This window comes from Mycolicibacterium sp. lyk4-40-TYG-92, from assembly GCF_030209435.1.
GTDB lineage: Bacteria > Actinomycetota > Actinomycetes > Mycobacteriales > Mycobacteriaceae > Mycobacterium.
Genome location: NZ_JARVRX010000003.1, coordinates 97,571 through 116,680, shown reverse-complemented (window position 1 = coordinate 116,680; position 19,110 = coordinate 97,571). Strand labels below are relative to the sequence as shown.

At 69.0% G+C, this 19,110-nt stretch carries 15 protein-coding genes and 1 riboswitch; of the genes, 10 read left to right on the top strand and 5 right to left on the bottom strand.

Going from position 1 to position 19,110, the window contains the following annotated elements:
- Positions 1-7: 7 nt before the first annotated feature.
- Positions 8-1,204 carry a cell envelope lipid trafficking protein PgfA gene (gene pgfA, locus QRN63_RS06765; protein WP_267316121.1) on the bottom strand — a complete coding sequence of 399 codons (1,197 nt, stop codon included), beginning with the start codon at positions 1,202-1,204 and terminating at the stop codon, positions 8-10.
- Positions 1,205-1,421: 217 nt separating this feature from the next.
- Between pgfA and QRN63_RS06760 the strand changes: the two genes are divergently transcribed.
- Positions 1,422-2,531, top strand: coding sequence for an acyltransferase family protein (locus QRN63_RS06760; protein WP_267316658.1), 1,110 nt, complete (start codon positions 1,422-1,424; stop codon positions 2,529-2,531).
- 8 nt (positions 2,532-2,539) lie between these two features.
- Here QRN63_RS06760 and QRN63_RS06755 read toward each other — a convergent pair whose 3' ends face one another.
- Entirely contained in the window at positions 2,540-3,937 is a 1,398-nt protein-coding gene (locus QRN63_RS06755; RefSeq protein ID WP_285030101.1) for an amidohydrolase family protein, read from the bottom strand.
- A 168-nt stretch (positions 3,938-4,105) separates the two neighbouring features.
- Positions 4,106-4,789, bottom strand: coding sequence for a TetR/AcrR family transcriptional regulator (locus tag QRN63_RS06750; protein ID WP_350224433.1), 684 nt, complete (start codon positions 4,787-4,789; stop codon positions 4,106-4,108).
- Between the two features lie 57 nt (positions 4,790-4,846).
- Here QRN63_RS06750 and QRN63_RS06745 point away from each other — a divergent pair, with 57 nt between their 5' ends.
- Genes QRN63_RS06745 through QRN63_RS06730 form a run of 4 tightly spaced genes read left to right on the top strand, consistent with a single transcriptional unit; the run spans position 4,847 to position 9,341 of the window.
- Positions 4,847-5,689, top strand: a complete 843-nt coding sequence (locus QRN63_RS06745; protein WP_285030100.1) for an alpha/beta fold hydrolase — start codon at positions 4,847-4,849, stop codon at positions 5,687-5,689.
- An 8-nt stretch (positions 5,690-5,697) separates the two neighbouring features.
- Positions 5,698-6,567 carry an alpha/beta fold hydrolase gene (locus QRN63_RS06740; protein WP_285030099.1) on the top strand — a complete coding sequence of 290 codons (870 nt, stop codon included), beginning with the start codon at positions 5,698-5,700 and terminating at the stop codon, positions 6,565-6,567.
- 3 nt (positions 6,568-6,570) lie between these two features.
- A complete protein-coding gene (locus tag QRN63_RS06735; RefSeq protein WP_285030097.1) occupies positions 6,571-8,133 on the top strand; it encodes an FAD-dependent oxidoreductase in 1,563 nt (520 codons plus the stop codon).
- Positions 8,130-9,341: an MFS transporter gene (locus QRN63_RS06730; protein WP_285030095.1), complete on the top strand. Its 1,212-nt coding sequence runs from the start codon at positions 8,130-8,132 to the stop codon at positions 9,339-9,341. Before QRN63_RS06735 ends, QRN63_RS06730 begins: the two co-directional genes overlap by 4 nt.
- Positions 9,342-9,347: 6 nt before the next feature.
- On the opposite strand, the gene QRN63_RS06725 is transcribed toward QRN63_RS06730, so the two are convergent.
- On the bottom strand, positions 9,348-13,484 hold the full coding sequence (locus QRN63_RS06725; RefSeq protein WP_285030542.1) for an alpha-(1->3)-arabinofuranosyltransferase: 4,137 nt from the start codon (positions 13,482-13,484) through the stop codon (positions 9,348-9,350).
- A gap of 52 nt (positions 13,485-13,536) precedes the next feature.
- Positions 13,537-13,710 (bottom strand): DUF2613 domain-containing protein, encoded by a 174-nt coding sequence (locus QRN63_RS06720; protein WP_020103457.1) that lies wholly within the window; start codon positions 13,708-13,710, stop codon positions 13,537-13,539.
- A 118-nt stretch (positions 13,711-13,828) separates the two neighbouring features.
- Between QRN63_RS06720 and QRN63_RS06715 the strand changes: the two genes are divergently transcribed.
- The 5 genes from QRN63_RS06715 to QRN63_RS06695 all read left to right on the top strand — a co-directional run bounded on the left by QRN63_RS06715 (position 13,829) and on the right by QRN63_RS06695 (position 19,068).
- Complete coding sequence (locus QRN63_RS06715; RefSeq protein WP_285030089.1) at positions 13,829-15,016, top strand: glycoside hydrolase family 3 N-terminal domain-containing protein; 1,188 nt, start codon at positions 13,829-13,831, stop codon at positions 15,014-15,016.
- A 25-nt stretch (positions 15,017-15,041) separates the two neighbouring features.
- Positions 15,042-15,641 carry a TetR/AcrR family transcriptional regulator gene (locus QRN63_RS06710; protein ID WP_267316115.1) on the top strand — a complete coding sequence of 200 codons (600 nt, stop codon included), beginning with the start codon at positions 15,042-15,044 and terminating at the stop codon, positions 15,639-15,641.
- A gap of 385 nt (positions 15,642-16,026) precedes the next feature.
- Positions 16,027-16,212, top strand: a riboswitch (cobalamin riboswitch).
- A gap of 68 nt (positions 16,213-16,280) precedes the next feature.
- Entirely contained in the window at positions 16,281-17,288 is a 1,008-nt protein-coding gene (locus QRN63_RS06705; protein ID WP_285030088.1) for an ABC transporter substrate-binding protein, read from the top strand.
- A gap of 20 nt (positions 17,289-17,308) precedes the next feature.
- Positions 17,309-18,298, top strand: a complete 990-nt coding sequence (locus QRN63_RS06700; RefSeq protein ID WP_285030541.1) for a FecCD family ABC transporter permease — start codon at positions 17,309-17,311, stop codon at positions 18,296-18,298.
- On the top strand, positions 18,295-19,068 hold the full coding sequence (locus QRN63_RS06695) for an ABC transporter ATP-binding protein (RefSeq protein WP_285030087.1): 774 nt from the start codon (positions 18,295-18,297) through the stop codon (positions 19,066-19,068). Before QRN63_RS06700 ends, QRN63_RS06695 begins: the two co-directional genes overlap by 4 nt.
- Positions 19,069-19,110: the final 42 nt, after the last annotated feature.

Here is a 19,110-nt window from a genome sequence, read left to right as displayed (position 1 = left end):
AAAGAGATCAGATCCGGTCCGGTGGCAGATCGGTCGGCCGCTGGGTGGGCAGCTTCTCGGTCATGGCTTCAGCGGCGGGCATCGGCCCGGAATCGGTGTCACGCCGGCCGAAGAAACCGTGCCCGGCGGCGTCGAGGCCCGGGTCGATCAACGCGGCCTGCGAACGCAGGCTGTACCCGGCCAGCAGCACGCCACCGACGAGGAAGACCAGTCCCAGACCACCGAAGGTGATGGGCAGGATGCGGTCCCACAGGGCCAGCTTGTCACGCTCGTCGTGGGCGGCGGCCACCTGCGACTCGACTGTCTGCTCGTTGGAGGTGACGGTGTAGTCGGCGAACGTCACCTCAGGCTTGAGGGCATCGCGCGAGTAGTAGTGGAAGCCGCGGTCCTTCTCCTTGACGATGGTGCCGGAGACCGGGTCCACCCAGAAGGTGCGCGCTGCGGCGTAGTAGCGCTGCATGGTGATCGGGTCGGTGGGCTCGGCGGACGGCACGCCCCACAGCTCGGCGCGGGCGGTCACCGAACCGTCTTCGTCCTTGTCGTACAGCGACGAGAACTTGATCGGCTCGACCAGCTTGCCGTCGGCGTCGAAGCCGACGTTCTGGGTGAACTTGTAGACCGACAGCCCGTTGACGTCTTCTTCGCCCTCGTAGTTGGCGTCGTACGCCTTCTGCGCGATCGGGTCGAACACCTGGTAGGTCTTCTTCTCCGTGCTGAACGGGAAGCGGTAGCTCAGCCCGGTGTGCGGCAGCGCGATGTTGGTCGGCGGATTCTGGTCCTCGATGGTGCGCGGCTTCTGCACCGAGCCGGCCGCACCGGTCACCGCGGCGGCGGTGGTGCGGTTGAGCGTCACGGTGTCGACGAGCGCGAGCAGCAGGCCGTTGTCCTGTTGCTTGTCGGTGCGGCGCACGGTGTTACCGACCTGCAGCGTCACCACGTCGGCGTTCGCCGGGTTCTCGACGCTGAGCTGTCGCTGCAGCACCAGTGGCACGTTCTTGTTGACGACGAACTTCTCGCCCAGCAGCGACGCGGGGTCCAGTGCGGTCCCGGTGCCGTTGCTGACCAGCGTGGTGTCGATGTCGAGCGGAATCTTGGCGATTTTGCCCGACGTATAAGTAGTCAACAGCAGAGCAGCAATCAGCAGGGCGGCGCCGAGCCCCATCAACACGCATGCCGCGATTCGCAACCCCACAGCGCGGTTCAACCCGTGCTCCTTACTTTGTCTGCCAGCCACACAGCAACCCGACTGACCCTAACAGCCCTTACTAAGGCACACCCTCAGAGTGGTGTGCGGGCGTCGGTGAGATTCGCCGCCGAGACCGGGCACCCGGCACACTGGGGTCGTGGGCGACCAGGGACACGACACCGCGGACGGTGCTGAGGTGAGCGGCACCCGCAGTTTCCTGCCCGCTGTCGAGGGCATGCGGGCCTGCGCCGCCATGGGTGTCGTGCTCACGCACGTGGCGTTCCAGACAGCCAACAGCAGCGGCTGGTACGGCCGGTTGTTCACCCGTTTCGACCTGGCGGTCGCCGTGTTCTTCGCGCTGTCGGGCTTCCTGTTGTGGCGGGGGCACGCCGCCGCCGCACGGGGCCTACGGCACCGGCCGCCGACGGGCCACTATCTGCGCTCGCGCATCGTCCGGATCATGCCGGGCTATCTGGTGGCCGTCGTGGTCATCCTGGCGCTGCTGCCCGACGCCCACGCCGACCTCACGGTGTGGCTCGCCAACCTCACGCTGACCCAGGTCTATGTGCCGCTGACGCTGACCGCCGGGCTGACGCAGATGTGGAGCCTGGCCGTCGAGGTCTCCTTCTATCTGGTGCTGCCGCTGTTGGCGCTGCTGGCCCGCCGACTGCCGGTGGACTGGCGCGTGCCCGTGATCGCGGCGCTGGCGGTGGCGAGCTTCGCGTGGCCCGCGCTGCCGTGGCACCTGCCGTTCGGCGTCAACCAGATGAACTGGCTGCCGGCGCTGTTCTCGTGGTTCGCCGCCGGCATGCTGCTGGCCGAGCTGACGGTCATGCCCGTCGGCCGTATGCACGAGCTGGCCCGGCGCCGGTGGGTGATGGCGGCCATCGCCGGGGCGGCGTTCGTCATCGCGGCGACCCCGCTGGCCGGCAACATCGGACTCGCGCCGGGCGCCGTCAGCCAGGTGGTGGTCAAGACGGCGATGGGCGCCGTCGTCGCCGGGGCGCTGCTGGCACCGCTGGTGCTGGACGCACCCGGAACGCCGCACCGCATCCTCGGCAGCACCGCGATGGTGACGCTGGGACGCTGGTCCTACGGCCTGTTCATCTGGCACCTCGCGGCGCTGGCGATGGTGTTCCCGGTGATCGGCGAGTTCCCGTTCAACGGCCACATGCCGATCGTGCTGATACTCACCTGGATTTTCGGGTTCGCGATCGCCGCCGTCAGCTACGGCTTGATCGAGTCGCCGTGCCGCGAGCTGCTGCGCCGCTGGGAATCGCGGCATGCGCCGTCACCGCGCGACAGTGCGATCACGGACGTTCCGGAGCCCGCCGCGGTCGGGTAGCGGCGTTCCTACCCGCCACCGGAGCGCGTCTGGTGGCGGAGGTGCCGGCGCACAACGGTGCGGACGACGCGGCGTCGGGTGCGGGCCACCGGGCCGGTCGCGCGGATCTTGTCTGCGAAACGTGCGCCCGACTCCTTCAGCCGGTCCTTGACCGCATCGATGTCGGTGTCCGTCAGAGCATGGTGGCGCTTGCGCCAGTTGCCGGCGATCATGACGGCCTCGATGTTGGCGATGCCGGCTTGCAACGCCGCAGCGATGGGGTCGTGGGCGGGCCACAGGTTCAAAGCCCGGGCGTCGATGACGACCAGATCGGCATGCATCCCGGGGGCGAGGTGGCCGACGCGGTCGGACAAGCCCAGGGCGCGCGCGCCGTGGACGGTCGCCCACGACAGTGCCTGCTTGCTGGTGGGCATGACGCTCGGTGCGCCCATGCCGGTTCGGTGCAATTCCAACTCGTGGGCCAGTCCGCGTTGGTGGGCCAAGGTGATGCGGGCGGCAGTGAGAACTTCGCCGCCGACGGCGGTCTCGGTGTCGGTGCCCAGCGATGGCGCCGCGTGGGCGCGCAGTAGTTGTTCGGTGATCGACGTGCAATGTCCCTGCCCCAGTTCGTTTTCCGGGGTGGACGTGAAGCTGGCTCCGGCGTCGACGAGCCTCTTGACCCAGTCGTCGGTCAGGCCGGTGCCGTGCACGATGTTGGCATGTGGCCCCCACAGGCCGGCAGTGCCGACGGCTTTCCAGCCCGGCCCGGGGGCGCCGACGCTCTGGTGCATCGATGCGATCACGCCGCGTTCGACGGCTGCCCGCAAGTCCGCGATCGCCACGTCGGACGTCGACAACTGGGGGCCCTTGATGGCCATGCCCAGGGTGAGCAGTGCGCTCTTGGCGATGGGGCCGTCGAGGAGTCGGTCGACCTCGCGCAGGTCATGAGGTTTGGCGGGGCCGCCATGCGGGGTGCCGTGCAAAAAGACGGCGCGGATGCCGGCGGCGTTCAGCGCGTCGATCGCGGCGTCGGCGTGCGCCGGCGTCAGGCAGTTGTGGCACCAGTCGCCCACTGTTGTTGTGCCACAATTGATCTGGTTCAACGCACCGGCCAAGGTGCCGATGTGCATGTCCTCGGGGCGGTATCTGCGGGCGACGTGGCCGTGGGTGTGGGCCAGGTATTCCAGTAACGACCAGTCCGCGCCGGCGAACCGGAGCGCGGTCTGCCAGGTGTGCAGGTGGGCATTGATGAGCCCTGGGATGACGATGCGGCCGGTGAGGTTGACGACGTCGGCGCCGGTGGCGTCGACGCGGTCGCCCATCGCAGCGATGCGATCGTCCTCGATGAGGATGTCGATGCGCTCGGCGTCGGGCCGATTCGGAGCCATGGTCACTACTTGCGCGTCGCGCAACAGAATTCGGGTCACTGATTGTCTCCTGTACGGCCTTCGCGGGGCGCCGTCGCGCTGGTGTGATCGGTGCCGCAGCGCGAATCCACCCACGCGCCGATAACCACAGCGAGATTAATGGATACAGTGTGTCCGATAATGTCGTGCGATGTCAACAGGCAATCGTGACCAGGTTGCCGTCAGGGCTCAACTACTTTGGTGCGCAACCTGACTCAGGCCTTTGATCAGCAGTTCCAGGCCGAAGGCGAACTCCTGTTCCAGTGGCACAGGCAGGTGATCGGCCACGCTGACGGTGGCGGGAAACGCCTGTGGGTCCAGGGACTGCCAGACCTTGTCCCGGTCCGCGGCGTCGGTGTCCGGCGGGGACAGCTGCGTGGCGAACCCCAGCACGTAGCGCGCCAGCGTGGCGCACGCCTGCGCGGCCAATGGCGGCGCGAAGCCCGATTTGAGCAGCAGTGCGATTGTCTGCTCGCGCTGGGCCATCGCATTGGGCCCGGTCGGAATCTTCTCGACCAGCAGTGGTGCGACGTGCGGGTGGCGCCGGAATACATCGAACAGGTTGTGCGCCAACGCTTCGCAGGCTTGCTGCCATGTCATGGCGTCGAGTGCCTCGTCGTCGACGTGCGCCTCGGCCAGCACGCTGTCGATCACCTGGGCGACCAGCTGAGGCCGGCCGGTGAAATGCCGGTACAGCGTCGCGGTACCCGAGTCGAGACGCTGCGCCAGATTGCGCATCGACAGCGCGTCTGCGCCGTCCTCGTCCAGGAGCGCAACGGCTGTCGCGATGATCCGGTCCAGCGGCACCCGGGGACGGCCGCGCGATCGCCGCGGGCTCTGCTCCAGCTCGGCGCTGGTACGTGATGTGCTCACGCGGCCAGTATGCCGACCCTTGACAGCAATCACAATAACGGCAACACTGTATCCATTATGGAAATCAGCGATACCGACGTTCATTCGAACTCGCAGTTCGCCACCGTCGACGGCATGCGGATCCACTACAAGCGCTCGGGTACGGGCCCGACCTTGGTGCTGCTGCACGGCAGCGCGTCGTCGCTGTACGGGGTGGAGGCCGTCGCCCAACGGCTATGGCCGTCCTTCGACGTGATCCGTCTGGACCTGCCCGGTTTCGGGGTGACGGGGCCGCGTCCCGACCGCGACTACCGCGTCACTACGTACGCCGAGACGCTCGCGCGCTTCTTGGACGCCCTCGGCGTCGAGCGATGCGCCGTGGCGGGTAACTCGCTGGGCGGCAACATCGCCTGGAACCTCGCGCTCGATCACCCCGACCATCTGCAGCTGACGGGTCTGGTGTTGATCAATGCCACCGGCTACCCCGACAAGGAACTGCCGGCTGCGATGGCACTGGCGCGCAATCCCATTGTGGGTCAGCTGTTGCGACGGTTCATGCCGCGGCGCGCCGTCGAGCGCAGTCTGCGCCAGGCCGTCGGGCCCAACTCCGACATCGTCGACGCCGCGATGGTGGAGCGCGCGCACCGGATGTGGAACCGGCCCGGTAACCGCGCAGCGTTCGTCGATTTCCTGTGCACCGACCAGCCCGACCGCAGTGGCGAGATTCCCCACATCCACGTGCCGACCCTGGTGTTGCGCAGTGCCGACATGGACGGCCAGCACTTCACCCGCGACATCGCCGGCAGCGTTGAAAAAGTCCATCCCGACGGCGGGCACCTGCTCCCCGAGGAAGACCCCGTCTGGGTGGCCGACGCGATCGCCGAGTACCTGCGGTCCCTCCAGTTCGGGGGCGCCGAATGAAGTACTTCGTGGCAAGTGGTGAAGACCGCCGGCTCGATGCCGCCACACGGGGCACTCTGCGCGGCGACTACATCCGATTATCCGACGGCGTAACACATTACGAGCTGACCGGGCCCGACGGCGGCGACGTCGTCGTGCTGGCCGGCGGGCTGACGATTCCGTTGTTCTACTGGGACGACTTGGCTGCCGAGCTCCATGCCCGCGGCCTGCGCACACTGGCCTACAGTGCCTACGGCCGCGGCTACTCCGACCGCGTCGTCGCCCGCTACGACGAGGCGCTGTTCGTCCGCCAACTCCGCGAACTCGTCCAGCACCTCGACCTACCCGCGTCCTACCACGTGGTGGGCACGTCGATGGGTGCGCTGATCTCCATGGCCTATGTGAGGCAACACGTCGGGAGTGCGGCCACCCTGACGCTGGTGGGCCCCGCCGGGCTGAGCCGGCAACCCGTCGCGCAGAAACTGTTGCTGCGCAATGACATCGCGGCCGGCGCCATCGCCAAGCGGTTCGGGCGACGCTTCCTCGAACAGCATCTGGGACACAATGTGGCGGAGCCCTACCGCGCTGCCGCACTGGCGGCCATGATCGGCGACGCCTCGCGATACGAAGGGTCCATCTACGCTCTTTTCGCGACGCTGCAGCACTTTCCATTGTTCCAGCGCGCCGAGCTCTACCGGCAGACCGGCGCACTCGGCCTGCCCACCCAATTGATCTGGGGTCGCCAGGACAACGTCACCCCGATCAGCAGCCTGGACCAGGTCCGTGAACTGCTCCGGCCCAGCCAATGCCACGTCATCGATGACTGCGGCCACATGGCTCCGTTCGAACGCCCGCTCGTCGTCGCCGATCAATTGGCGACCTTCTACAGATCGGCTTGACCCATGACCACAACAAGCAGCACGACCGACGTCTTGATCATCGGCGCGGGGCCTGCCGGCACCGCGCTCGCGATCGACCTCGCCCGCCGAGGCGTGGCGGTACGTCTCATCGACAAGGCGCCGCACGCCTTCGACGGTTCGCGCGCCAAAGGCGTCCAGCCGCGCACCCTCGAGGTTCTCGAGGACCTGGGCGCCCTGCCCGACATCGTCGATCAGGGCGCCCTGTACCCGCCGATGGGAATCCACCTCGGCCCCCTCACCATCCCGTACCGCGCGATGGCAAAGGGCAAGCGCAGTCCCGACGTGCCCTATCCCGACACCTGGCTGATCCCGCAGCACCGCACTGACCGTGCATTGCACGCGCGGTTCGAATCCCTCGGCGGGCGTGTCGAATTCGGCACCGAGCTGGTGGATTACACCGACGACGGCACCCATGTCACCGCACACGTCACGACCGCGGATGGCGGCGAGGACATCACCGCGCGGTACCTCGCCGGCGCCGACGGCGGCGCCAGCCGGATCCGCAAAATCCTTGGCGTCGAGTTCAGCGGATCCACCGACGAGGCCGACCGCATCCTCATCGTCGACGGCGCCGTCTCGGGTGGCCTGTCGCGCAAGTACTGGCACGTGTGGCCCGGCGTCAAAGGCCGCTTCGTGGGCGCCTGCCCGCTGCCGCACAGCGACACCTTCCAGTGGATGATCCGGCTCGCGCCCGACGAACAACCGCCGCAAAACCTGGCTCAGATCAACGCGCGCATCCAATCGCACACCCGCAACAAGCGCCTCGCGCTGCGAGACATCCAGTGGCAGTCGGTGTTTCGGCCCAACATCCGGCTGGCCGAGAACTACCGCCGCGGTCGCGTCCTGCTGATCGGTGACGCCGCCCACGTGCACACCCCCGCCGGCGCCCAGGGCCTCAACACCGGCATCGGCGACGCCTACAACCTGGGCTGGAAACTCGGCCAGGTCCTCGCCGGTGCCGACGATCGGCTCCTCGACACCTACGAGCAGGAACGCCGGCCCATCGCCGCCGGCGTGCTCGGGCTCTCCACGAAGAAGTACGAAGGGATTGCCAAGCTCGACCCCTCGAGCATGCGGCGCGGCAAGGACGAGAAACAACTCGCCCTGACCTACCGCGGCGGGCCGCTGGCGCCGCTGGCCGCCGACCACACCGCGACGCTGCGCGTGGGTGACCGCGCGCCGGACGCCGACCTCGTCACCGCGGACGGGCGCCGCGTACGACTGTTCGACGCTTGCCGCGGACCGCATTTCACCGCGCTGGCCTACGGTCGGCACGCCGCTGACGCGTTGGCGGCGCTGGACTGGCCCACCGGCGGTGCGCGACTCGACCGCCTCGTCATCGATGGCGGCCCTGACGGCGCACTCAGTGACCCGACCGGAGAATTCGCCAAGATCTATGGCTTGACCCGGGACACGCTGGTGCTCATTCGGCCCGACGGTTACATCGGCCACATCGCCATCCACGACCTCGCCGAAACAACTCGGGGCGCGGTACAGGCCATGACGCCGCCGTCCGCGACGTCGGCGTCATCGAAGCGGTCATGACGGTCAGCGCCGAGGCCCGCACGTCGAGCGGTCGAAACCGCAGGTCCGGTGGCTGCGCGGCCACCGTGCTGCTGGCCTACGCATTCGCGGTGATCATGGCCGGCACCACCCTGCCGACCCCGATGTATGCCCTGTACGCCGGCACCGTCGGCTTCACCGTCCTCACCGGCACGGTGATCTACGCGGCCTACGCCGGTGGCGTGCTGGCGGCGCTGGTGCTGTTCGGGCGCTGGTCCGACGCAGTCGGCCGACGGCCGGTTCTGCTCACCGGGGTGGCCCTCGCGGTCGCCAGTGCCGCGACGTTCCTGGTCGCTGACACCGTGCTCACTCTGGTGGTGGCTCGGGTGTTGTCCGGATTGTCTGCCGGCATCTTCACCGGCACGGCCACCGCGGCGATCATCGAATCCGCACCGCCGAAGTGGCGCAGCAAGGCTGCCGCGATCACCACCATCGCCAACATCGGCGGTCTGGGCGCCGGTCCCTTGTTGGCCGGTGTTCTGGTTCAGTACTGTCCGGCGCCGCTGCAGCTGGCCTTCGCGTTGCACATCGGATTGGCGGTGGCGGCAGGTCTCGCGGTCATCGCGGTGCCCGAAACATCGGCCAGGACAGGACAACTCGGTGCACAGCGGCTGCAGCTTCCCGCGGAGGTGCGTGGCACCTTCGCCCTCGCGGCCATCGGGACGTTCGCGGGGTTTGCGTGCATGGGACTGTTCGCCGCGCTGGCACCGGCATTCCTGTCCACCATGATCGGCATCGAGAACCATGCCGCAGCCGGGGTGGTCGCTAGCTGCGCCTTCCTCGCCTCAGCAGGGGCCCAGGTGGCGGCCAACCGGATGCAGCCACACCGCGCGCTGGCCATCGGCTGCGCCACGCTGGTGCTCGGCATGATCGTCTTGACCGCGGCGCTGGTCACCAGCTCACTCGCCGGACTCGTCGCCGCCGCGATCATTTCCGGTGCGGGACAAGGCATCAGCTTCAGCCGCGGCCTGGCCGCCATCACCGAGGCCACGCCGGTCGACCGGCGCGCCGAAGTCACCTCAACGCTGTTCGTGGTGGCCTACCTGGCCATCTCGCTGCCCGTCATCGGCGAAGGCCTGGCCGCGCAGCGCTGGGGGCTGCGCAGCGCCGGCATCTGCTTCGCCATCGGAGTCGGCGTGCTCGCCGCCACCTGCCTGGTCGCGCTGCCGGCGGTGCGTCGCCGGCGCTGACGATGTTCAGCTGATCAATTTCTCCGCACGCGGCGGCGGGTCCCACAACGACGCGGCCAGCGCCGCGACGGAGACCAGTGCCAGGAACTGCACCCACGGTGAATGCCCCACGTAGCCGTCCACCGACCGCCACGGGTACGCGCTGAGCACCGCGCCCGCACCGATCAGGCCGCTCGCCGAGGCGATGACGGTCCAGCCGTCCAGCCATCGCACCCGTGATCTCAGTAGGTACCGGATGCCGATGGCCGCGCCGACGGTCGCCAGACCCGCGAATCCGGCCACCAGGAAACCGAACCCGACGAGGGCCACGCCGACGACCGCGGGACCCGGCTGCCAGGTCTGCGTCGCGTCGTCATCGACGCGGCGCCGCATCGGTAGCAGCGCCAACAGTGCCAGGAACGGGAGCAGCGCGAGCCCGCCGAACAGCCCGATGCGGTACGGAGTGTTGAGCGGGAACGTCAGCGTCACGATGCCCGCGGTGCCGGCCGGTAGCACCCAGCCCTGTTGCCAGCCGTTGATGGTCACCGGCGTGAGGATGGCGCCGTTGGCGGTATGAGCCGTCCAGCCGGGGTTGACGCTCTCGGGCACGACGAGCACCCGCTGTACCGGAGACGGGGCCACGTCCACCTCGCGGTGGTCGGACGTCCATTTCTTCAGCTGCGCGGGAGTTGTTGGGGCGCTGTGGATGTGGGTCGCGAGCGGGCCGGTGAGGCGGGCGCCGACGACGGTGAAGAACGGGCCGGGGCTGATCAGCAGCTCCTGCTTCCCGGCGGGCAGTTGCAGCGGCGCGGACTGGCACGGCTGGGCCGCGATGGGCTCGCTCTCCAGCAGCGCGCCGACCGTGGTGTGCACCGAGGTCTGCAGGAACTGGCCCGCGATCGCGATGATCGGTCCGCGGCCACACGGCAGCGTGATGGCGCGGCGCCGGTTGGCAGCCGCGTCGGCGGGGGCGATCGGCGCGCCGCGGTCGTCGAGGGCGGTGACCTCGGCCAGGCCCGGCGGCTTCACCTGATCGAATCCCAGTGACGTGCGGTCGATCAGGTCGTGCCAGTCGAGGATCGACAGCTTGATGGTGTCGGTCTTGGCGGGGGCGAGCTTGATGGTCTGCGGCCCGTCGCCGATCCGTCGGACCTGCGGTCCGTTGCCGAGATCGACGGCGACGACGGTCGGATGCGCCGGCAGCTCGGAGGCGCTGGGCGTGAGTCGCAGGGCGCTGACGGTCGTCGGGGCCGGCAGGTGCACGGTCAGGTTGGCGCCGCCCCGGAACTGGACGATGCCCTGCGGGGCCACCCAGGCGGTGCGCGGGTCGCCGTCGGTGGCGGCGTAGGCCGATCCCTCGACGTCGATGACGTCGGAATCACCGGACGCCCGGGTGGTGCCGGGCTGGGTCACGAGGTCGGCCAGGTGCGGCCCCTGCCGGGCCTGCACCCAGATCGTGGGGACGACGGCGACCGGAGCCGGCACGGTGAGGGTGCGGCTCATGTTCACGGGCTCTTCGGGCGATTGGGCCATGGTGGCGGCGCACCGGACCCCGTTCGGGCCCTGGGCGCAGCCGGGCCGGCCCAGTTGGTCGTTGCCCAGATCCCATTGTGCGACAGCTGATCCCGGCGGTGGACCGGGAACGTCGACGGTGTGCCGCAGGCTCACGGCGTGGGCGAAACCGGACGCGTCGTACTGCGTCACGGAGAAGTCGGTGATGCCGAACTGCACGCCGGGGGAGCCGTCGTCGGTGCCGGTCGCGGTAAACCGGATCCACGACGTCTCGCCATAGGGCAGGGCTGCGGTAAGTGGTTTGCCGGGCTGGTCGAAACGAATGGTGCTGGTGCCGTTGGCTGTTGCCACTTCGATCCGGCGCACCTGGGCGCCGACGGCGGTGGCGCTGGGTGTCAGGGTGATGGTCGCGTTGGTCACCGGATGGTCGAAGTCGACCTGAAGCCATTGCCCCACAGCGGTTTGCAACGAGCTGGACACCCAGCTGGTCGAAGTGTCGCCGTCGATCGCCGCGGCCGGCCCGGCCGCCGTCGCCACGTTGGGCAGCGCGGTGGAATCGGACGACGAACTCGACGTCGTGATCCGTCCGCCCGGCCACTGGCCGTAGGCGGTCGTGGCGCCCGGGCTGGGGTAGTCCATGACGCGGTTGAAGGTGCGCCGCGGGTCGTCGGGGGCCCGCACCGCCGACGAGTGGTCATCGACACGGCCGTAGTCGGTTTCCCGGGCCAGCGGGGTGTCGGTGACGGTGACCTCGGGCACCGGCAGTCCGGCGCGCTGCGCGTCGGACGTCAAGATCATGGGGCCCAACGGGTTTCGGCCCATCAGGCGGCGACGCTCGTCGATGCGCAGCAGTGATTCGGGCCCGCCGTCGATGCGGGGCATGGTGTCGGCGTCGGCCAGGTACGGCACGGTGGTCGCGGCGCCCGTCACGCGGTAGATCTCGACGGCGGGGTAGCGCGGCCGCAGGCCGCTGTCGGAGACGAAGCCGTCGAGCGTGCCCGGGCCGACGGGGTCACCGAACTGGGCGACTTTTGTGATCCCCCGGGAACCTTCCAAGGCCCGGTGCACCAGCAGCGGCCGCGCGGACCGGGAGTTGTCGGGATCGAGGTCGTTGCGCACCACGACGAACGAAATACCTTGGCGGGAAAGCGTGTCGGCCAATCCGGCGGACGGCCGCCCGGTGGCGAACAGGCGTTGCACGGAGTCCAGGGCGCGGATGGTCTCGGGCGGCGTCAGCGGAATCGAGTCGCGCACGCCCCACGCGCCGCGCTCGAGGACCTGCAGCGGCTCGTCATGCGTATTGCCCCAGACCTGGTTCGCGAACGGCGCACCCGGAGCGACGAGCACGCGTCCCGGCGTCTCGGCGTTGTGGGCGTCGAGCCAGTCCGCGGTCTGGTGCCAGTACTGCGGGATGGCGCGGTAGGTACCCGGCGCGGCGAGCCGGCCCGTCCACGCCAGCGACGTGCCGGCGGCCAGCGCTGTCAGCAGCACCACGGCCACGGCCATCCGCTTGTCCCGCTCGAGGTGCGCGAACGCGTTGATCCACTCCCGCCGCGGCACGGTGCCCGGCAACGGAATCCGGCCCAGCACGTGGGCCAGGCCCAGCGCCAGCGGCAGCCGCAGCACGGGCTCGAGTTTGTGGACGTTGCGCAGCGGCGTGCCGGCGGCGTCCAGGAAGATCTGCACCTGGTGCGCGATCGGCGAGCCCAGGCCACCCGAGTACGCGACCGCCAGCAGCAGCAGACCGAGTAGCAGCATCGAGATGAGCCGCCCACGCGCCGGCATGCTGCGCATCGCCAGGCCGGCCATGCCGCCGGCCGCCACCAGTGTCGTGGCCAGTACCGCCACCGAACCGGTCACCAGCGACGACCCGGCCGTCGCATTGGTCGCGACGAACGCCGTCCAGCCGTAGGTTCCGCGCAGCACCTCGGTCAGCGACAGCCACTGCGTCGTCACGCCCGACGATTCGATGAAGTCCAGGAACGGCGGGCTGATCCGGCCGAGCAGCAGCAGCGCCACGGCCCACCACAGGATCGCGAGCAGCGTGCAGCCGAACCACCAGGCCGTGAAGCGCCACCAGCGCCGGTTGGGCCGGTGCGCGGCCCACCAGAAGATCGCGGCCAGGCAGCCCGTCAGCGTGGCGACGGCATTCACCGCGCCCATCAGCGCGACGGCGGCGGCCGAGCGGGCCGCCAGCTGCCGAATCCGCGGATCGCCGCGCAGCGCCAGGATCACCGGCAGCAGCACCCACGGCGCCAGCATCATCGGCAGAGTCTCGGACGAGATGGCGCCCAGCGTCGTCAGCGCCCGCGGGGACAGGGCGAACGCCACGGCGGCGAGGACGCGGGACGATCGGCTGCCGATGCCGAGGGCCTCGGCGACGCGCACCAGCCCCCAGAATCCGACGACCAGCAGCAGTGCCCACCACAGTCGCTGAGTCACCCAGCCGGGCAGGCCGATGACGTCACCGGCGAGGAAGAACGTGCCGTGCGGGAACAGGTAGCCGTAGGCCTGGTTCTGCGACTGGCCGAAGGGGAGGTCGCTGCTCCACAGATTCGCGGCCCGCGACAGGAAGCGTGCGGGGTTGGCGGTGAGATCGAGTTTGGTGTCGGGCGAGACCCGGCCCGGTGACTGGGCGAACGTCAGGACCAGTGCGGCCGCGCTGACGACCCATAGGCAGCGCCGCGAGAGCGGCGCCGCGGGATCAGCTGCGGTTGCCGTATTCGACCCGGTTGAGCACCGATGACGCTGGATCGCCCGATTGCAGCGTCGGCTTGGTGTCCTGCTCCAGCATCAGCGTGGTGCCGAAGACCGCTGCAGCGCCGAGCAACAGACCGACCACGATGCTGGCTCCGGCGGGCACGAGGAAGCGGTCCATGGCGCCCAAACTAGCATGACGACCTGCCTGCTTCCGTGCTCGCCGGCCTGCGTGCAGGTCATCGCGGGACCAATGTGCCCCGGTCGCGCGACTCCTCGCACGGCTAGGCTCGGACCCCATGTCCCTGACCCGAACCCTCGGCGCGCTGGCACTGGTGTCCGGATTGGTCGCCGGTTGCTCGTCGTCGTCCGACCGTCCGGCGGCGTCCAGCACGTCCAGCCAGGCCCCCAGCACCGCGTCGTCGAGCAAGCCGATGGACGCGCCCGCACCGACCGCCCCGCCGTGCGATCCGAACGCGCTGCTCAGCACCCTCACCCTGCGGCAGAAGCTGGCCCAGTTGCTCATGGTGGGCGTCAAGGACGCCGCCGATGCCCGCGCCGCGGTGACACAGCAGCAGGTCGGCGGCATCTTCATCGGTAGCTGGACGGACCTGTCCATGCTGTCGGACGGCTCGATCCCTGCGCTGCAGGCCGCATCGGGCGCGCTGCCGCTGGCGGTCAGCATCGACGAGGAGGGGGGCCGGGTGTCCCGGCTCAAGAAGCTGATCGGCCCGCAGGAGTCGGCGCGGGTCCTTGCGGCGACCAAGTCCCCGGCCGAGGTGCAGGCCATCGCCAAGGACCGCGGGCAGCAGATGAAGGACAAGTTCGGCATCACCGTCGACTTCGCGCCCGACGCCGACGTGACCGAAGAGGCCGACGACGAGGTCATCGGGGACCGCTCCTTCGGCTCGGACCCGCAGAAGGTCACCGAGTACGCCGGGGCATACGCCGCGGGCCTGCGCGAGGCGGCACTCGTACCGGTGCTCAAGCACTTCCCGGGACACGGGCACGGCTCGGGCGACTCGCACACCGGTGGCGTGAAGACGCCGCCGCTGGAGGCGCTGAAGGACAACGACCTGGTGCCGTACCGGACGCTGACGACGCAGCAGCCCGTCGCCGTGATGGTCGGTCATCTGCAGGTGCCGGGCCTGACGCTCGGCGACGACCCGGCCAGCCTGAGCAAGCCGGCCTACGACTTGCTGCGCAGCGGCGAGTACGGCGGCCCGCCGTTCGACGGAGTGGTGTTCACCGACGATCTGACCGGCATGGCGGCCATCACCCAGCACTTCGGCGTGGCCGACGCGGCGCTCAAGGCGCTGCAGGCCGGCGCGGACGTCGCCCTGTGGATCACCACCGATGGCATCCCGGAGGTGCTGGACAAGCTCGAGGCGGCCGCGAAGGCCGGCCAGCTGGACCAGGCGCAGGTCGACAAGTCGGTGCTGCGGGTGGCGGCCATGAAGGGTCCGGGCGCGAAATGCGTGAAGTGAGCCGCTCGTTGCATACCCTGATCTGATGGCAGGTGGAACCAAACGGCTGCCGCGGGCCGTCCGCGAACAGCAGATGCTCGACGCCGCCGTGCAGATGTTCTCGGTGAACGGCTATCACGAGACCTCGATGGACGCGATCGCCGCGCAGGCCGAGATCTCGAAGCCGATGCTGTACCTCTACTACGGCTCGAAGGAAGAGCTGTTCGCCGCCTGCCTGGATCGGGAGCTGACCCGCTTCGTCGATACCGTGCGGGCCGACATCAACTTCACCCAGAGCCCGCGCGACCTGCTGCGCAACGCGGTGCTGTCGTTCATGACGTACATCGACCGCAACCGGGCGTCCTGGATCGTGCTCTACACGCAGGCCACCAGCTCGCAGGCGTTCGCCCACACCGTGCGCGAGGGCCGCGAGAAGATCATCGACCTGGTGGCCCGGCTGCTCAGCACCGGTACCCGAAACCCGGAGCCGGACAGCGACTTCGAGATGATGGCCGTGGCCCTCGTGGGCGCCGGTGAGGCCATCGCCTCCCGCGTCAGCGCCGGCGACACCGACGTCAACGACGCCACCGAGCTGATGATCAACCTGTTCTGGCGCGGCCTGAAGGGTAAGCGCGCCGAGCCCTGATTCTTTTCGGCCTTCCCGGCGGGCGGTACGTGGCGCTGCGGGCATGACGCGAGTCGTCACATCTGCAACTTGAGTATCGGTCTCTGTTGGCATGTTTCGCCGGGAGCGGTCAGCTTGGGCTGACAACGTCAACATTTGCTGACGGCTTCAATTCGCAAGTGCCACTTGGGCAACCACGCCCTGGCCGCAGGATCACTCACGCGTGTGTTGACTCTGCGCTGGCGGTGGTGGGTACTCGAACTTTTGCGCCGTGGCCGCAGGGTCAACCGGGCGCCGCGGTCGATCCTGCGCTCACGGCCGCGTCCACTCGACATTTGTCGCTCTCAGCGCAGAATGAATGCTCACGGCGAACTGCTTGCCAGGCATACCACCCCCGCGGCGCTGGTATGGTCCGACTCGAGCCAGTCGAACCCAACGCGGTTGGGTCAGGGAATCCGGTGCGAACCCGGAACTGACGCGCAGCGGTGAGGGGGACAGGCGGAGCAACTGCCACTGGCCCCACGTGGGCTGGGAAGGCGCTCCGGCCTGGTCGATCCCGAGTCCGAAGACCTGCTGGCTCGGGCTCTCGCGGCCTGGCGGCGCGAGGACCCGCCCACGCATGGACTCCGCGACCTGAGTCCCGGATCGGAAGGCGCCGCCGTGTCTCGACGTACCATTGTGCTTGTCGCACTGGTTGTTTCGCTGGTCTGCTCCTGTGGCGGACCGCGGGCGACCGGAACTGTCAACGCCGGAGCCGCCGGCAATCCCGTCACGCTGAAGAACTGTGGACGGACGGTGACCGTGAAAGCGCCACCGCAGCGCGCTGTTTCGATCAACCAGCCGGCCAATGAACTGCTCCTGGCGCTCGGCCTCGCCGACCGGATGGTCGGTACCGCGTCCTGGAGCGACGACGTCCGGCCCGACCTCGCCGCCGACAACGCCAAAGTGCCTGTGCTGAGCCGGGATTTCCCGTCGTTCGAGCGGGTGCTGAAAGAGAAACCCGACTTCGTGTATGCGACGTTCGACTGGTCGTTCACCGATCAGGGCGTCGCGCCGCGCGATCGGTTCGAGCGGCTGGGAGTGCCGACATACCAGTCGTCCAGTGAGTGCGGCGGCCAGGATGCGGCGCAACAACGCGCGTTGACACTCGACGACATGTACGCCGAAATCGTTGATGTCGCCAAGATTTTCGGTGTTTCAGAACGGGGAGACCGACTGGTATCGACGCTGCGCTCGCGAATGACGACCGCCACCAACGGTCTCAAAGCCGACGACGTCTCCCTGATGTGGTGGTACGCCGGTACCAGAACGCCGTACATCGCCGGCTGCTGTGGTGCGCCCGGCATCATCACCACCGCGGTGGGGGCCCGCAATGCGTTCGCCGACAACCGGCAGCTATGGCCCGAGATCTCGTGGGAGGCCATCCTGCAGCGGGACCCCGACGTGCTGGTGCTCGCCGATCTGACGCGGGGCAAGGACGGCGACAGCGTCGCCGACAAGATCAAGTTCCTCGAAACCGACCCGGCGGCAAGCAAGTTGAAGGCCGTACGGGAGCGGCGGTGGATCATCTTGCCGGCCAGTGCGATGGACCCGTCACTGCGCAATGTCGACGCCGTCGAGACCGTCGCGTCCGGACTACGCGCTTTCGGGCTGGACGGGAAGTCCTGACTGCTGTGCGCACCGCCGGAATGGTGATGCTCGGCTGCGCGGTCCTGGCGCTGTCGATCGCGGCGGCCATGATCATCGGGCCTGCCGACCTCGGTTTCGGAGACGTGTATGCGGTCGTCGCGCAACATCTTTGGGGTCGGCCCGCACAGATCGCGCCGATCGACGACGGCATCGTCTGGGAACTGCGGCTGCCCCGCGCGCTGTTGGCCGCGATCTGTGGTGCGGGCCTGGCCATCTGCGGGGCGATCCTGCAGTCGCTGATGCGCAACCCGCTGGCCGACCCGTTCATGCTGGGCATCTCCTCCGGAGCGTCGACGGGAGCGGTGCTGGTCGTCGTCGCGGGTATCGGTGGTGCGCTGACGCTGTCGGGGGGCGCGTTCGTCGGTGCGGTGATCGCGTTCGGTCTGGTCCTGGCGCTCGCCGCAGTGTCCGGCGGCGGACAGGACCGGGTACTGCTGGCCGGAGTCGCCGGTACCCAACTCTTTTCCGCCGCAACGGCGATTGTGGTGTTCTCGTCGGCCGACGCGCAACAGACCCGCGGGGTGCTGTTCTGGCTACTGGGCTCGCTGGCCGGGGCCGGCTGGTCTCAGGTGGCGTTGTGCGGCCTCGTCTGCGCGGCCTGCCTGGCGATCTGCTGGCTGCAGTCAGATGCCTTGGACGCGTTCGCCTTCGGCCGTGATGCGGCCGCCGCGTTGGGGGTATCGGTGCGCCGGGTCCGCGCCGTCTTGCTGGCGACGACGGCGCTCCTGACCGCCGTGCTGGTGAGTGCCGCGGGCGCAATCGGTTTCGTCGGACTGGTGTTGCCGCACGCGGCGCGCATGATCGTCGGGCCGTCGCACCGGCGGCTGTTGCCGGTCACCGCGGTCACCGGCGCCATCTTCCTGGTCTGGGTCGACGCCGCGGCCCGTACGGTGTTCGCGCCGCAGGAACTGCCTGTCGGTGTAGTGACCGCACTCGTCGGAGTACCCATCTTCATGTGGATTCTCTCTCGGCGCAGGAGGATTCGATGACGGGCGCGCTCAGTGCCGAATCGGTCAGCTGGTCGGCGGGCGGCAGGCTCGTCATCGACGGGGTGTCGCTGGCCGTGGCCGACGGTGAGACATTGGGGCTGCTCGGGCCCAACGGCGCCGGCAAGTCGTCGCTGCTGCGGTTGCTGGCCGGGCTACGGCATCCGGACGCCGGCGCCGTGCGGCTCGACGGGCAGCCGCTTGCCGGCCATCGTCGCCGCGCGGTGGCGCAGCGCGTCGCGGTGGTCGAGCAGCAGGTCAGCACGGAGCTGGAGCTCACCGTCGAACAGATCGTTCGGTTGGGCCGAATTCCGCACCGTGGCATCTGGTCCGGCGACACTGCGGCCGACGACCGCGCGGTCGAGCGTGCTCTGGAGCAGACCGAGACGACGGCCATGCGCGACCGGGATTGGCGCACGCTTTCCGGCGGCGAGCAGCAGCGCGTGCAGATCGCCCGGGCACTCGCGCAGGAGCCCCGCGAACTGCTGCTCGACGAGCCTACCAATCACCTCGACATCCGGCACCAGTTCGAACTGCTCGCTCTGATCCGGGCGCTGCCGGTGACGGCGGTGGTGACACTGCACGACCTGACGCTCGCGGCGTTGTTCTGCGACCGGCTCGTCGTGCTCGACAAGGGGCGGGTTGTTGCCGCCGGTACGCCCGCGGAAGTCCTTACCGCTGAATTGATTTGGTCGGCTTATGGCGTCGCTGCCCGCATCGTCCCGGACGGTTCAGGAGACGGCCGCCCGTCTGTCCAATTACTCCCGCCCTAACCCGCGAGCAGACGCGAAAACCCCCATTTTTCGGAGTAAAAG

Bases quoted from the DNA above. Each gene is read 5' to 3' on its own strand.
- QRN63_RS06720 (WP_020103457.1), bottom strand. From the start codon at position 13,710: ATGGACCGCTTCCTCGTGCCCGCCGGAGCCAGCATCGTGGTCGGTCTG.
- QRN63_RS06730 (WP_285030095.1), top strand. From the start codon at position 8,130: ATGACGGTCAGCGCCGAGGCCCGCACGTCGAGCGGTCGAAACCGCAGG.
- QRN63_RS06715 (WP_285030089.1), top strand. From the start codon at position 13,829: ATGTCCCTGACCCGAACCCTCGGCGCGCTGGCACTGGTGTCCGGATTG.
- QRN63_RS06735 (WP_285030097.1), top strand. From the start codon at position 6,571: ATGACCACAACAAGCAGCACGACCGACGTCTTGATCATCGGCGCGGGG.
- QRN63_RS06695 (WP_285030087.1), top strand. From the start codon at position 18,295: ATGACGGGCGCGCTCAGTGCCGAATCGGTCAGCTGGTCGGCGGGCGGC.
- QRN63_RS06760 (WP_267316658.1), top strand. From the start codon at position 1,422: ATGCGGGCCTGCGCCGCCATGGGTGTCGTGCTCACGCACGTGGCGTTC.
- QRN63_RS06745 (WP_285030100.1), top strand. From the start codon at position 4,847: ATGGAAATCAGCGATACCGACGTTCATTCGAACTCGCAGTTCGCCACC.
- QRN63_RS06700 (WP_285030541.1), top strand. From the start codon at position 17,309: ATGGTGATGCTCGGCTGCGCGGTCCTGGCGCTGTCGATCGCGGCGGCC.
- QRN63_RS06710 (WP_267316115.1), top strand. From the start codon at position 15,042: ATGGCAGGTGGAACCAAACGGCTGCCGCGGGCCGTCCGCGAACAGCAG.